Consider the following 13,282-nt stretch of genomic DNA (forward strand, 5'->3'; position numbering starts at 1 on the left):
AACATGAGGTTTTTCCTATGCATATCCGTGTTATAGGCGCGCCCATCGATCTAGGCGCAGACCGGCGCGGCGTCGATATTGGCCCCAGTGCCATCCGCTATGCGGGTCTACATGAGCATTTACGTACGCTAGGTCATACAGTTTCTGACTTTGGCAATATACATGTCCCTCAACCAGAAAGTCAGCCAACTGGTGATTCCAAGCTCAAATACCTTGAGCCAATCGTACAGGTCTCGGAAGAGCTTGCAAATGTTGTAGCTGAAACGCTGCGCAGCGAGCAATTCCCCTTGATCCTAGGTGGGGATCACAGCATGGCGCTCGGCTCTATCAGCGGTGTCACCGCCGTTCATAAAGATGTTGGTGTCATATGGGTCGACGCGCATGGCGACTTTAATATCGAAGAAACCACCCCTTCTGGTAATATTCACGGCATGATTCTCTCTGCATTAGCGGGTCAGGGTCATCCCAGCCTGGTCAATATTGGAGGCTGGTCCCCCAAGCTAAATCCGGAGAATATCGTTATTGTTGGAGCTCGAGATCTTGATCCTGGCGAGCAGGCACTTCTACGCAAGCACAAGGTCCATGTATACACGATGTCAGAAGTAGATCGCTATGGCATTTCAGACATCATGAACCGCGCCATTACAATCGCTGGACGCGAGAACCATCCCATTCACCTCAGCCTGGATATGGACTCACTCGACCCACGTGAAGCCCCAGGCGTCGGAACTCCTGTACGAGGTGGATTGAGTTATCGAGAAGCTCACCTGGCAATGGAAATGGTCAATGACTCCAAGCGCATGGTGTCTATGGACGTTGTAGAAGTGAATTCGATCCTCGACCGGGAGAATGCCACAGCTCTTCTGGCAGTTGAACTCATACTCTCTGCTCTAGGCAAGAAGATTCTCTAATCACAAGAGATCATATTTGATGCCATGCGATAAGAGCATTTATAGCATAAAAACGTAAATAGACACTCTTTATTACCCCAGAAAAGGAGGAAACAATGAGAGGCAATGTGGCCTCTCATTGTTGCAACATGATGAACGCAAAAGAATTGTTTATGAATGGGGAGTTCATAACCGCTGACAAAGGTATGATCTCGGTACGCACACATGCCTTCGCCTATGGTACGGGTTGCTTTGAGGGCATTCGCGGCTACTGGAACGAAGAGGAACAGCAAGTATACCTCTTCCGCCTACGCGAACATTATGAGCGCCTACTCCGCTCCTGCAAAATCCTCCATATCCATCTCCCCTACACCGTGGAGCAATTGATAGATATTAGCACTGAGCTGGTTCGTCGTAATGGGCAGCGCGAAGATGTCTATCTGCGTCCAGTTGCCTACAAAGGTGACCAGATCATTGGAGTTACCTTACAAGGGCTTCACGACGAATACATTCTTACTTCCGAACCTCTGGGAAACTATGTTGAAATTACAGGCCTACGCTGTGGTGTCTCATCATGGCGTCGCATCGACGACAACGCTATGCCAGCACGGGCCAAGATCTGTGGTAGCTATGTCAATGCGGCATTCGCCAAGTCCGACGCCCTGCAAAATGGTTTCGATGAAGCCATCATGCTCACTCACGAAGGCAACGTTTCCGAGGGAAGCGCGGAAAACATCTTCCTCTATAGCGATGGTGAGTTCATAACACCATCTCCCACAGAAAATATTCTCCTCGGCATTACTCGCGATACGGCAATGAGGCTCGCCGAGCATGAACTCGGTATTCCTACTCGTGAGCGCCAGGTTGACCGCACAGAACTTTATCTAGCAGACGAGATCTTTCTCTGTGGCACAGGCGCGCAGATTGCGCCTGTTATTGAGATTGACCATCGTCCTGTTGGCAGCGGCAAAGTTGGTCCAGTTGTCCGTAAATTACAGGAGCTCTACTTCGATATCGTACGCGGCAAGCACCCTGAATATAGTCCCCAGTGGTGTACACCAGTCTACCCCAAATAAAGCGCTCCAGGCGCTTATAAACGGCACAAAACATATGCCAGGATCCTTTTATTAAAAGGATCCTGGCACATCTATGCAAAAAGCACCGCAAAGAACTTATTCATAAAAATAAGGGCCCAGTTCGCGAATAGCCTGCACAAGCACCTCTCGCAAGGAAGCGCTCGTTGCGGGTTGCTTATTCCTCAGTAACAACTGGAAATATAGTCCATTTAGAAACTGGCGTGTGTTACAAAAGGCGCGATTTTCTTCATCAACGTTAAAAGCTTCGTTCCATGGCTTGCGCCCCTCTGGCTTAACGATGCCTTGTATCCACTGCTGGAGAAAAGACATAGGGAGAAGCTCGCGGCTCAGGGCCTCAAACACAACAACCGCTAGCCGTTCATCTTCACGGTCAATAAAAACTTCATGTGCTGGTGCTGTAATACGCCAGGCAACTACGTCCAGAATATGTTCAAGCTCAAGTTGATGCACATATCGATTGTGCGCAAAAGCCAGCAACAGATCAGCTCCATGGGCAACCGAATGCGCCCATCCCTTCACAGAAACATAGCCTCTCAAATCGCGCTCAGACTGATAGTAGGCTAATGCTTCTTTTAACCATTCCAACACATCCTGCTCCTGTAAGAAAGGGTGCGCGTTATCGTAATCCACTACATTATTGAGAACGAGGAGCGAGAAGGAGCGCAAAAAGACGCTATCAGTTCCCTCTTCACCCAAACCCAGACGCAGATTGGAACGAAGTTGTGCAGCCACGCTATAAAGCTCTTCTGAGGTATACAGGCAATCGCGCTCTATCCATAAAGCCAGAGTCATATAAGCATGTTCGCGCAGATCTGAATTAATCGAGCCTAAATTTTCTAGTAATTCTGGCAACAGTTCAGAGGCAGAGAAACCGGAAGGAAGCGTATACTCATTGGCGGCAATTTCCAGCCAGAAGGCTTTCTCCATCATATTTTCTCCTCAACTAAATCGATAGCACCGTGCTGGCAGAAAAAGACCCCTGCCGAAAGACTTCCAGCAGGGGTATAAATTTTTGTTTCCAACAGATGCATGAAACGCAATAGAGGAACTAGCGCTTCGTGTACTGTGGAGCCTTGCGTGCGCGCTTGAGGCCTGGCTTCTTTCTTTCTTTCATGCGAGGATCGCGAGTCAGATAGCCAGCTTTGCGCATGGCAGCTTTGTTCTCAGCATCCATGCGTACCAGAGCACGAGCCAAGCCGTGGCGAATCGCGCCAGCCTGACCGCTAGTACCGCCGCCAACGACACGAACGGTAATCGTGTAGTTGCCCAGATTAATCTCGCGGCAAGGGCTAGAAATGGTGGCGAGGTGTGTCTCACCTATCCCAAAGTATTGCTGAGCGGGTTTGCCGTTAACGGTGATGCTACCATCGCCATTGGGGTAGAGGCGTACGCGGGCTACCGCCGTCTTGCGCCGACCCATGCCATAGTAGTACTCACCTTTGATTGTTTCACTTTTAGTGATTTCAGCCAAGGTAAATTCTCCTCTTCTTTACTTCGCAGCGGTGGTCTGCTGCAAGAGAGCCTCAGGACCTGTCCAGACCACAGGTTTCTGGGCCTCATGTGGATGTGTGGGGCCAGCATAAATCTTTAGATGGCTCATCACCTGCTTGCCGAGGCGATTGTGCATAACCATACCGCGCACTGCATGCTCAAGAGCGCGCTCAGGGAACTTACCCTCGATAACCTGACGCAAGGTCTGCTGTCTTAAGCCGCCTGGATACTGGGTGTGACGATAGTACACCTTCTGCTCCATGCGCTTACCGGTCACAGCAATTTTATCCGCATTAATCACGATGACAAAGTCGCCGCTATCCATATGCGGGGTAAATGTTGGTTTATGCTTCCCACGCAAGATCTGCGCGATCTGTGATGCCAGGCGACCCAACACCTGCCCCTCGGCATCGATAACATACCACTTGGGTTGCAGATCAGCGGCCTTGGCGCTATATGTCTTATTCATTTTGTCCAATTAACTCCAAATTTTTCAGGATACTCAACCCGTACCAGACACAGCCCATGTGAGGGGGCCGCTGAACCAGGGTGCGTTTTCTCCGCTCGCTGCACAATATCAGCAAATGCTTCAACACTCAGCCGTTGCTGTCCAACCAGGAGCAAGGTTCCAACCATCCTACGAACCTGCCCCGTGAGGAAGGCGTCCGCAGTAAAGTCGCAATAGACAAGCTCCGTCTGCTGACTATCACGTAAGCAGCGGGCCTCTAGCATAGTACGAATACAATGATGTGGTCCCGGCTTCTGCGGATTTGAGTCATCAGGGCTATGCCCAAAGGCTCCAAAATCCTTTCGTCCCAGCAGAAAGCGACAAGCTTCATCCATCAATGCCACATCAAGCGTACGTGCGCAATGATAGGTATAGCGAGCTCGCAATGCCGTCGGTATATTCGCATTCCAGATCGTATAGCGATAGGAACGACTTTGCGCGCTGTAGCGAGCATGAAAACCCTGTGGCATCTCACTCGCCCAGCGAACCACAACCGTACCGGGCAATACGGCATTGAGTGCTCGCAACCAAACCTCAGAGGTCAAACGCGATGCTGTATGGAAGTGGATCACCTGACCGCTGCCATGTACACCAGCGTCAGTACGCCCCGCACCATAGACAGTGGTCTGCACACCACAAATCTTCGCGATGGCTTTCTCCAACACTCCCTGCACTGTAGGACCATGATCCGCGCGTTGGCGCTGAAAGCCATGGTACTCGGTGCCATCATACTCAATACCGCATCCAATAATCATACGTTTAAAAAGTACAGCTTTTCGTACGTTTATGTACGCCTTTAGGTCTAGATCCAGGTACAAATACCAGGTACCAGATACCGTTCAGTGGCTAAAGTCTTAATGCGAAAACCTACCTGCTAAAGAGGGCACCACCCGAAGGTGGTATGGCGCACTGACACACTCAGGTTTTCGAGTTAGGAGTAACAAACGCACCAGGTACACCATGTGTACACTTAGCGGGTCAATTATACCAGGGCAATCTGTATAATTTCGGCCGCATCGCCCTTGCGTCGTCCAAGTTTCGTGCTACGAGTATAGCCACCTGGGCGGCCAGCGTAGCGAGGGGCCAGTTCCTCAAACATCTTCTTTACGACCAGCTCATCCGGCAAAGCGCTCAAGATCTTACGGCGAGCATGCAGCTCAATAACCATCGACTGGTACGCAGCCTCCAGCGCCTTCTTCGCCTCAGACTCATTCGATATGATCTGTAGGAGTTCCTCGCGACGATCTTTGAGCTTCTGTTCCAGGAACTTGCGGCCCTTATCGGTCAAGGGAGCCTTTGACTGAGCAGCGCGTTCTTCATTGCTTGCAACTTTCGCATCCAACGAGAAGCGACCTTTGCGTGCAAACGCGAGAATCTGTTCAGCTTTCTCTTTATCGCTTACAACCTTCGCCAGGTGACTTTGAGCAGCCTGACGACCTTTGACAGCGGTATCAATCAGCTTTTCCACTTCGCCGCGAATAGCCTGCGCGCGCGAGGTTGTCGTCTCAATACGGTCAAACCGAATCAAGCCAGCCATCAGGCTACGGCGCGCGGCACGACGGCGCGGCTCAGGCATATTCATCCGGTTTCCGGCAATTCGGTGCCTCAACTCATTCCTCCATTTCGTGGTCGCCGTCTACGTCGGCACCAACTGCGCTTGTGCGCGGATTAGGCAAGAAGTTACGAGCAAGTAAGCGCTCACGAAGCTCTTGCAAACTCTTCTCACCAAAGTTTCGCACGCCCAGCAGGTCTTCCTCATTCATCGAAAGGACCTGGCCCACTTTCGTAATATTGCTACGCTTCAGGCAGTTATAGGCGCGAACCGAGAGGTCAAGTTCCTCAATCGGCGTATCATATATCTTCTGCGGAATGGGCAAGCTGCTCAGAGGAGCATTTTCTGGTTCTGGCAGAGACGCACGATAATTGGCGAGCAGAGAAAGATGCCGTACCAATATATCCGCGCTCTGGCGCAATGCCTCATCCGGCGTAATTGTGCCATCAGTAATGATTTCCAGCACAATCTTATCGTAGTTCGTCATCTGGCCTACACGGGTGTGCTCAACCGTATAGTTAACCTTCTGAACTGGCGTATAGATCGCATCGACGGGAATAACCCCTATCGGTTGATCTTCCTTCGAGTCAGCGGGAACATAGCTGCGGCCACTCTCCACCACCAGTTCCATATCCAGATGAGCATTATCGTTATCCAGAGTCGCGATATGTAATTCTGGATTGACGATCTCGACCGTGCTAGGGGCAACGATATCGGCTGCTGTGACTTCGCGCTCGCCACTAACCTCTACGCGCATCGTTACAGGATGCTCGGAGAAACTGCGCAGGCGCAATTTCTTGATATTCAAGACGATATCGGTCACGTCCTCCAGAACGCCAGTGACATCCTGAAATTCGTGCTGAACCCCTTCAATCCGAATAGAGGTCACAGCTGCGCCAGGCAGCGATGACAGCAACACACGTCGCAGCGCGTTGCCCAGGGTCTGGCCATACCCCGCCTCTAATGGCTCGATATCATAACTCGCATAATTACCCTGTGTTTTGGTGTTTTTTATACGAGGCAGAGTAATATCTAGCAAGGTTCAAACCTGCCTTTCTTTTTCTACCACTATCCATCCGCAAGCGTGCTCTCTCTCCCAGGTTTGCTGCATTACCGCAGCCTCAGGAGCACGCACTGGAAGGGGAGGCGCCACGAATGGCGGTAGTCCAAGAGTGCTATGCCCCAAGCGGCTCCACGAAGGAGCGCCGCCCAGGGATCGACCCACCGCAACTCAACGTGTTAACGCTGATAGTACTCGACGACCATCTGCTCGTCAAAGGGCAGTTCGAGATCCGTGCGTGAAGGCAGTGACAGTACACGGCCAGTCAACGCATCAACGTCCAGGCGCAGCCAGGTAGGAATACCCTTCTGAGTCAGCAGAAGCGAACGCTGCTTGAAGTACTCCAAGCCCTTGCTGGAATCGCGCACTGCAATCACGTCATTCGGCTTAGCAATAAAGGATGGGATGTCTGTCTTGCGGCCATTAACAACGAAGTGACCATGATTGACCAACTGGCGAGCCTGAGCACGCGAATCAGCGAAGCCCATGCGGTACACCAGGTTATCAAGACGCATCTCTAGAATCTGGAGCAGATTCTCGCTGGTCTTGCCAGGGCGGCGAGCAGCGGCAACGAAGTGCTTGCTAAACTGACGTTCCAGCACACCATAGGTGCGACGTACTCGTTGCTTCTCGCGCAACTGCTTGGCATAACCGGACTCTTTACGCGCGCGGCTGGTACCGTGCTGGCCAGGACGAGTGTTGCGATTGTGGCGCTCAAGTGTGCAATTCTGAATACACTTGTCGCCCTTCAAGAATAGTTTTACCCCCTCACGCCTGCACAGTTTGCAGACCGGGCCGGTATAACGCGCCATCTATATATCCTCCTCAAATCCCAGGCTATACACGACGCCGTTTGGGCGGGCGGCAGCCATTATGCGGAATAGGTGTTACGTCGGTAATCGAAGTGACCGAGAGGCCCGAAGCCTGAAGCGAGCGAATAGCAGCCTCACGACCAGATCCAGGTCCCTTGACGAAGACATCGATCTGTTTGAGGCCATGATCCATCGCGCGCCGTGCGGCGGATTCTGCGGTTACCTGAGCCGCATACGGGGTGCTCTTGCGCGATCCCTTAAAACCCTGCGCGCCAGCGCTTCCCCAGGAAATCACGTTCCCATTGGGATCGGTGAGGGTCACAATCGTATTGTTGAATGTTGCCTGAATATGAGCCTGACCACGCGGCACAGACTTCCGCTCACGCCGCCTGACTTTGCCAGTAACTTTCTTCTTGTCTGCCATGCTTTCTCTCTCCCGATGTTACTTCTTACCGGCCTTCTTCTTGCCGGCAACTGTTCTTTTCGGCCCACGGCGGGTACGCGCGTTCGTGCGAGTGCGCTGACCATGCACCGGAAGATTGCGACGATGGCGTAGACCACGATAGCAGCCAATATCGATCAGCCGCTTAATGTTCATATCTACTTCGCGGCGCAGATCACCTTCAACCTTGTGTTCGCGGTCAATGACTTCACGTAGGCGGTTTACCTCTTCTTCAGTCAGGTCTTTGACGCGAGTATCAGGGTTAATTCTTGTTTTTGCTAGAATCTTCTTGCTTGTGGTAAGCCCGATTCCAAAGATATAGCACAGCGAGATCTCCACACGCTTCTCGCGTGGAATGTCAACGCCAGCAATTCTTGCCATCTTTCCCTCCAGCTTCGAGTTCCCCGCATTCCACTTGCCCACCACTAGAGGTTACATTCGGGCGGAGGAAGGGGAAACTCTCTATGCCATTTTAGCCTTGTTTTTGTTTATGCTTCGGATCTTTACTACATATCACCATAACCACGCGATGGCGACGAATGATCTTGCACCCGTCACAGCGTGGCTTGACCGAGGCGCGCACTTTCATGACTTGCTCTCCTCAAGAATGTTGAGTTGCTAACAATACTCCAGGCACAAGAGGGCATGACAACCTGCTTTCAGCTTGCTTTTATGTGCTACCCTCATTACTGCGCCTATCTGCGTTCGAAACACCTGTCTGGGCCACAGGGATCCCTGGGAACAAAGAAGGATGCCTACCTCCACATCAACCCCTAACGCGCCATGTAATGCGGCCTCGCTTCAGGTCGTACGGGGACAGCACTACTCGTACCTTATCACCTGGAACGATACGCACGAAGTTCATTCTAATGCGCCCTGAGAGGACAGCCAAGACTTCATGTTGCTCGTCTATTTTTACCTTAAACATGGCATTGGGGAGGGCCTCTAATACCGTACCCTCGACAGCTATTTCATCTTTTGGCATAGCATCCTTTCCCTGATCGGCGGGACATGTTTCTCTCCTGCTCATGGCTTACATGGATCATCACACACGTGGCAGCCAGCACGCGTTTATCGCCTCTATCAAATGCATCTGAGAGAGAGGACGGCCATCCGCTAGGCGGATAATGACAGACACATTTTCGCTTAAGCCTCTCAACAGGCACACATAACGGTGTCCCCAAGCTTACTTCCTGGGCACCGCTTGTGACTCTTATCCCATTTAAGTGTATTCGCTCTGCTAAAACTTTTATACTCTTACAAGTACAAAAGGGCAGCAGTATGTACTGCTGCAGCCAACTACGAATTATAGCATACATTCTGTAGGAAGTCGAGAGGGTAATTCTTTGAACCAGAATTTCCTTAGCCCTCAGCCTCTACAACTGATATAATGCACACCCTTCGCAGTCAGATTGGCATACAAGGTAATGTACTCTATTCTTCGTGTACCGACGTATAAGGCCCGATTTAGTAACCACCATAGCCCAGTGAGTCCTACTTTTAGCAGAAAAGCAGAGTCTCTTCAACAGGGGATGTATGCCCTTTGAACCAACGCTAGAAGGATCAACAAGCATCTCAGGCAGTATCATAGGTACGCCAACCGCTTTTGCAAGCCGTCTTCAGAATAGTCACTAGTCAGTCAGAATGTCAGCCAAGCCAGTTTCCAAACCGAGAGCGTAGCTATCTGAGCATTCCGACTGGCGCAAACAGATTATTTAATGCTGACCAGCGCGTTCAATGATGGCAATGGTCAGGTCTTTTTGCACCTGTTCGATGCTGTGATTTCCATTCACCTTTACCAGCTTTTGCTGACCCTCGTAATAATCGAGCAGGTGAATAGTTTCACTGAAAAAGATATCCAGGCGCTTTTGTATAGCCTCGCCCCGGTCATCGGAGCGTTGATACAGCTCGCTACCATCGATATCGCAGATCCCCGGAACCTGGGGAGGATTGCTTTCGATATTATATACATGCTGATGAGCTTTGCAGATATATCTGCCGGAGAGACGCTTGAGTAGCTCAGCGCGTGGAACCTCCAGGTATATCGCGCAATCCACCAACTTGTTTACCTCATTTAATCCTCTATCCAATGCTTGGGCCTGGGCAATGGTGCGGGGAAAGCCATCTAACAGCACGCCATTAGCGCACTCTGGCGATTGTAAGCGATCAAGAACCATGGCGATGGTAATCTCATCTGGAACGAGTTTCCCATCATCAATATACTTTTTCGCCTTGAGACCCAATTCAGTCTGGTCACCAATCGCTTTCCGAAACAGGTCGCCACTCGCCACATGGCGAATATTGAGTGTTGTGGAAAGCTTCTCAGCTTGTGTTCCCTTACCAGACCCTTGAGCACCGATCAGGATAATGTTCACGTTTTTCCTCCGACGGAAAAATGACAGGGAGTGCGCCGTTGCACTCCCATAAAAACATGATAGACATTCTCCCACACGGACCACTGACAACCGCTGCCATGCCCCTCGATGCCAATTATGAAAGTGCAGTGAAACAGCCACTGCCTGGCGGCTTCACTCCCTTAAGACAGGAAACCAGAATAGTTACGCATCACCATCTGGGATTCAAGCTGTCTCACGGTATCCAGAACGACGCCAACTACAATCAGTAGCGAGGCACTTCCGAGCAACTGGTTGCCACCAATGCTCGCCACGAAGGGTAGAACAGCTATAATGCCCAGGAACAACGCACCTGCCAGTGTAATGCGGTTGAGAATCGCGAACAGGTAGTCGCTCGTAGGCTGTCCGGGGCGATAACCCGGAATGAATGCGCCTTGTTTCTGTAGGTTATCTGGGATGTTTTGTTGCTGCCACATAACGTAGGCATAGAAGTAGGTAAACGCGACAACCATCACAAAGTAGATCGCCCAGTACCACCAGAGCTTGGTATTCACTAGATAGGTCGCAACCCAGGTTGCGGCACCTGCTAACCAGGGGGTGGAGCTAGTGGTCAAATACTGTGAAATGACAGACGGGAAGAGCATCATCGACTGAGCGAAGATGAGCGGAATCATACCCGCGCTATTTACCTGCATCGGAATATAGGTCGTTTGTGCAGAGCCTACCAGCATATTGCGTCCAACGGTGCGCTTTGTAGGATACTGTACCGGAATACGTCGCTGACCCATATAGATATAAACGATGCCAATAATCGTGACCAGGCCGATTATCAAAAAGACGCCTATACTCACGATGCCGCTACCGCTACCACCACCGCTAGTTGCGGAGACGTAGCCTTGCTGCACCGACTGAGGAAGGCGGCTGACAATATTGCCAAAGATAACCAGCGAGATACCGTTACCGATGCCGTTCTCCGTAATCAACTCGCCAATCCACACCAGGATCATCACACCGGTTGTCAGGGTGATCAAAATGGCGAAGGATTGAAGGGCATATTTAGGGTCAAACAGGTTGAAATTGGTCAGCACATGCTGCTGTTGATACAGAGCGCACTGTCCAAAAGCCTGTAAGAAGGCAAGAGGGACGGCGATAATGCGTGTGATCTGACTGAAGCGCAGACGACCAGCCTCACCCTGCATTGACAAGTTTTGCAGAGCTGGGATGATAGGCTGCAACAGCTGCATTACGATTGTAGCAGTGATATAGGGGTAGACACTCAGAGCGACAATCGAGAAAGTCTGCAATGATCCACCAGAAAACACATCAAGCAAACCCAACAGTTGGCCGACGTTCTTGCCGCTATTGAAGAGATCAATAAGGGCCTTATGTTCGGGGCCTGTTAAAGGCACGGTGATATGTGCCAGGATGCGACACACAATCAACATTGCCAACGTAAAGAGTATCTTTTTGCGCAGGTCGGGGACAGTCCAGATACTACGCAGCTTTTCCCACATGGGAGCCTCCTTCCGGCATTCAATCCTCTCGTATCGCGCTGCTTACCACTATATAGGGGATCTTGCATTGATGGAGAAGAATGAAGGACAGACTCTCAGGTCGTTGTAACGAAAGGGCCGGGTCGTGGGGATTACTCCCCCGCGCCCTGCTCTGCCGCTGGCTTCTCGTCCTTACGACGTTTCGTCTTCTCGTATACTTTGCGCTCGATAATCTCGATGCTACCGCCAGCAGCCTCAATCTTCTCTTTTGCGCTCGCCGAGAACTTGTGCGCACGAATAGACAGCGCACGATCAATCTCACCATTGCCAAGAATCTTGATGAGGCCTCGACTCTGGGCAGCGGTCATCAGCCCATTCTCAACCAGTGCCTCAGGGGTCACCTGAGCATTAGCCTCAAACAGCTCAAGATCAGCAACATTAATTATAGTATATTCATCGCGGAAAAGTGGATTTCCATTACCTAAGCCGCGAACGAAAGGTAAACGCTTATTAAGGCGAGTCTGCCCACCGTTGAACGAGCGATTGACTCGTCCACCCGTGCGGGCCTTCTGACCTTTAGTACCGCGACCGGCAGTCTTGCCACGACCGGAGCCGTGACCGCGCCCAACGCGCTTCTCGGTCTTATGCGAACCAGCAGCTGGCCGCAAATTGGAAAGGTTTAGTAGGCTCACTCGACTGTCTCCTCAACCAGCACTAGATGATTGACTTTACGAATCATACCGCGCACTGCGGGCTGGTCGTTATGCTCAACGGTTTGCTGAAGCTTGCGCAAGCCCAGCGCACGAATGGTTTCTTTCTGGTCTTTTGGGTAACCAATTGCGCTTTTTACCCATTTCACACGTAGTTTTGCCATTGCTTACTCCTATCGACGGCGCTCGCCACCGCCACCACCACGGCGTTCGCGGCGTTCGCCGCCGCCGCGACGGGCACCGGCTGCGGCTCGACTCTCACGTGCCTCTTCCTCGCGAGCAGCGCGGGCCGCTGCAGCCTGCTCAGCCGCGCTCGCAGCCGCAGCGGCGAGCAATTCAGCACGCTTCTTGCCAAGGATTTCAACAACGGTTTTGCCTCTGCGTGCGGCCTCTGCATCGGGAGAACGCAGCTCACGCAGTGCCTTCACACATGCTTGAACAGTATTTGCCTTATTCGTGCTGCCCAAGGTCTTCGTCAAAATGTCACGAACACCGGCGGCTTCCATAACGGAGCGAACCGCGCCGCCAGCAATCACGCCAGTACCAGGGGCGGCTGGCTTGAGCAATACCTCGGATGCACCGAAGTTCGTCTTCACCAGGTAAGGAATCGTGGTTCCAGAGAGTGGTACCTGAACCAGGTGCTTCTTCGCATCCTCGACAGCTTTGCGAATAGCTTCTGTATATTCAGCGGCCTTACCGAAACCGTAGCCAACATATCCATTGCGATCACCGACAACCACCAGGGCACGAATGCTGAAGCGTCGGCCACCCTTCACCACCTTCGAGACGCGGCTTACTTCAACCACAGTCTCTTCCAGGTTTAGTTTTGAAGCATCAATTCTTGCCATAATACTCCTCATGCCTTTTTAAAAG

16 protein-coding genes and 2 pseudogenes are annotated in these 13,282 nt (G+C 51.6%); 2 read left to right on the forward strand and 16 right to left on the reverse strand.

Going from position 1 to position 13,282, the window contains the following annotated elements:
• Positions 1 to 17 precede the first annotated feature (17 nt).
• Positions 18 to 911: an arginase gene (gene rocF / locus K3T82_RS10715; protein ID WP_220193465.1), complete on the forward strand. Its 894-nt coding sequence runs from the start codon at positions 18 to 20 to the stop codon at positions 909 to 911.
• Positions 912 to 1,042: 131 nt separating this feature from the next.
• Positions 1,043 to 1,966, forward strand: a complete 924-nt coding sequence (locus K3T82_RS10720; protein WP_220195095.1) for a branched-chain amino acid transaminase — start codon at positions 1,043 to 1,045, stop codon at positions 1,964 to 1,966.
• Positions 1,967 to 2,062: 96 nt separating this feature from the next.
• On the opposite strand, the gene K3T82_RS10725 is transcribed toward K3T82_RS10720, so the two are convergent.
• The 16 genes and pseudogenes from K3T82_RS10725 to rpsE all read right to left on the reverse strand — a co-directional run.
• Positions 2,063 to 2,917 carry a DUF2785 domain-containing protein gene (locus tag K3T82_RS10725; protein WP_220193466.1) on the reverse strand — a complete coding sequence of 285 codons (855 nt, stop codon included), beginning with the start codon at positions 2,915 to 2,917 and terminating at the stop codon, positions 2,063 to 2,065.
• Between the two features lie 118 nt (positions 2,918 to 3,035).
• Positions 3,036 to 3,407 carry a 30S ribosomal protein S9 gene (gene rpsI, locus K3T82_RS10730; protein ID WP_220195096.1) on the reverse strand — a complete coding sequence of 124 codons (372 nt, stop codon included), beginning with the start codon at positions 3,405 to 3,407 and terminating at the stop codon, positions 3,036 to 3,038.
• A 69-nt stretch (positions 3,408 to 3,476) separates the two neighbouring features.
• Positions 3,477 to 3,947 (reverse strand): 50S ribosomal protein L13, encoded by a 471-nt coding sequence (gene rplM / locus K3T82_RS10735; protein WP_220193467.1) that lies wholly within the window; start codon positions 3,945 to 3,947, stop codon positions 3,477 to 3,479.
• Positions 3,944 to 4,741: a tRNA pseudouridine(38-40) synthase TruA gene (gene truA / locus K3T82_RS10740; protein ID WP_220193468.1), complete on the reverse strand. Its 798-nt coding sequence runs from the start codon at positions 4,739 to 4,741 to the stop codon at positions 3,944 to 3,946. Before truA ends, rplM begins: the two co-directional genes overlap by 4 nt.
• Positions 4,742 to 4,968: 227 nt before the next feature.
• Positions 4,969 to 5,595: a bL17 family ribosomal protein gene (locus K3T82_RS10745; protein ID WP_220193469.1), complete on the reverse strand. Its 627-nt coding sequence runs from the start codon at positions 5,593 to 5,595 to the stop codon at positions 4,969 to 4,971.
• A 1-nt stretch (position 5,596) separates the two neighbouring features.
• The gene (locus tag K3T82_RS10750; protein WP_220193470.1) at positions 5,597 to 6,577 is read right to left on the reverse strand and encodes a DNA-directed RNA polymerase subunit alpha; all 981 of its coding nucleotides are present in this window, start codon (positions 6,575 to 6,577) and stop codon (positions 5,597 to 5,599) included.
• 200 nt (positions 6,578 to 6,777) lie between these two features.
• A complete protein-coding gene (rpsD, locus tag K3T82_RS10755; protein ID WP_220193471.1) occupies positions 6,778 to 7,410 on the reverse strand; it encodes a 30S ribosomal protein S4 in 633 nt (210 codons plus the stop codon).
• 25 nt (positions 7,411 to 7,435) lie between these two features.
• Positions 7,436 to 7,834, reverse strand: coding sequence for a 30S ribosomal protein S11 (rpsK, locus tag K3T82_RS10760; protein ID WP_220193472.1), 399 nt, complete (start codon positions 7,832 to 7,834; stop codon positions 7,436 to 7,438).
• A gap of 18 nt (positions 7,835 to 7,852) precedes the next feature.
• Positions 7,853 to 8,233, reverse strand: coding sequence for a 30S ribosomal protein S13 (gene rpsM, locus K3T82_RS10765; RefSeq protein ID WP_220193473.1), 381 nt, complete (start codon positions 8,231 to 8,233; stop codon positions 7,853 to 7,855).
• Positions 8,234 to 8,324: 91 nt separating this feature from the next.
• Positions 8,325 to 8,441 carry a 50S ribosomal protein L36 gene (gene rpmJ / locus K3T82_RS10770; RefSeq protein ID WP_220193474.1) on the reverse strand — a complete coding sequence of 39 codons (117 nt, stop codon included), beginning with the start codon at positions 8,439 to 8,441 and terminating at the stop codon, positions 8,325 to 8,327.
• Positions 8,442 to 8,618: 177 nt separating this feature from the next.
• Positions 8,619 to 8,837 carry a translation initiation factor IF-1 gene (infA, locus tag K3T82_RS10775; protein WP_220193475.1) on the reverse strand — a complete coding sequence of 73 codons (219 nt, stop codon included), beginning with the start codon at positions 8,835 to 8,837 and terminating at the stop codon, positions 8,619 to 8,621.
• 730 nt (positions 8,838 to 9,567) lie between these two features.
• Positions 9,568 to 10,227 (reverse strand): adenylate kinase, encoded by a 660-nt coding sequence (locus tag K3T82_RS10780; RefSeq protein WP_220193476.1) that lies wholly within the window; start codon positions 10,225 to 10,227, stop codon positions 9,568 to 9,570.
• Between the two features lie 161 nt (positions 10,228 to 10,388).
• The gene (gene secY, locus K3T82_RS10785) at positions 10,389 to 11,720 is read right to left on the reverse strand and encodes a preprotein translocase subunit SecY (protein WP_220193477.1); all 1,332 of its coding nucleotides are present in this window, start codon (positions 11,718 to 11,720) and stop codon (positions 10,389 to 10,391) included.
• Positions 11,721 to 11,926: 206 nt separating this feature from the next.
• A pseudogene (rplO, locus tag K3T82_RS10790) lies at positions 11,927 to 12,391 on the reverse strand (50S ribosomal protein L15); the annotation flags it as partial.
• Positions 12,388 to 12,573 (reverse strand): 50S ribosomal protein L30, encoded by a 186-nt coding sequence (rpmD, locus tag K3T82_RS10795; RefSeq protein WP_220193479.1) that lies wholly within the window; start codon positions 12,571 to 12,573, stop codon positions 12,388 to 12,390. The pseudogene rplO and the gene rpmD, both read right to left, overlap by 4 nt.
• A gap of 186 nt (positions 12,574 to 12,759) precedes the next feature.
• Positions 12,760 to 13,257: pseudogene (gene rpsE / locus K3T82_RS10800) on the reverse strand (30S ribosomal protein S5); the annotation flags it as partial.
• Positions 13,258 to 13,282: the final 25 nt, after the last annotated feature.

Origin of the sequence: Ktedonospora formicarum (assembly GCF_016587355.1) — a bacterium.
GTDB classification, from domain to species: Bacteria; Chloroflexota; Ktedonobacteria; order Ktedonobacterales; family Ktedonobacteraceae; genus Ktedonobacter; species Ktedonobacter formicarum.

Excerpts from the sequence above, each read along its gene's own strand:
- truA (WP_220193468.1), bottom strand. The coding sequence starts at position 4,741 with ATGATTATTGGATGCGGTATTGAGTATGATGGCACCGAGTACCATGGC.
- rpsI (WP_220195096.1), bottom strand. The coding sequence starts at position 3,407 with ATGGGTCGGCGCAAGACGGCGGTAGCCCGCGTACGCCTCTACCCCAAT.
- secY (WP_220193477.1), bottom strand. The coding sequence starts at position 11,720 with ATGTGGGAAAAGCTGCGTAGTATCTGGACTGTCCCCGACCTGCGCAAA.
- rpmJ (WP_220193474.1), bottom strand. The coding sequence starts at position 8,441 with ATGAAAGTGCGCGCCTCGGTCAAGCCACGCTGTGACGGGTGCAAGATC.
- K3T82_RS10725 (WP_220193466.1), bottom strand. The coding sequence starts at position 2,917 with ATGATGGAGAAAGCCTTCTGGCTGGAAATTGCCGCCAATGAGTATACG.
- rpsK (WP_220193472.1), bottom strand. The coding sequence starts at position 7,834 with ATGGCAGACAAGAAGAAAGTTACTGGCAAAGTCAGGCGGCGTGAGCGG.
- infA (WP_220193475.1), bottom strand. The coding sequence starts at position 8,837 with ATGCCAAAAGATGAAATAGCTGTCGAGGGTACGGTATTAGAGGCCCTC.
- rocF (WP_220193465.1), top strand. The coding sequence starts at position 18 with ATGCATATCCGTGTTATAGGCGCGCCCATCGATCTAGGCGCAGACCGG.
- rpmD (WP_220193479.1), bottom strand. The coding sequence starts at position 12,573 with ATGGCAAAACTACGTGTGAAATGGGTAAAAAGCGCAATTGGTTACCCA.
- rpsD (WP_220193471.1), bottom strand. The coding sequence starts at position 7,410 with ATGGCGCGTTATACCGGCCCGGTCTGCAAACTGTGCAGGCGTGAGGGG.
- rpsM (WP_220193473.1), bottom strand. The coding sequence starts at position 8,233 with ATGGCAAGAATTGCTGGCGTTGACATTCCACGCGAGAAGCGTGTGGAG.
- K3T82_RS10720 (WP_220195095.1), top strand. The coding sequence starts at position 1,043 with ATGAACGCAAAAGAATTGTTTATGAATGGGGAGTTCATAACCGCTGAC.
- rplM (WP_220193467.1), bottom strand. The coding sequence starts at position 3,947 with ATGAATAAGACATATAGCGCCAAGGCCGCTGATCTGCAACCCAAGTGG.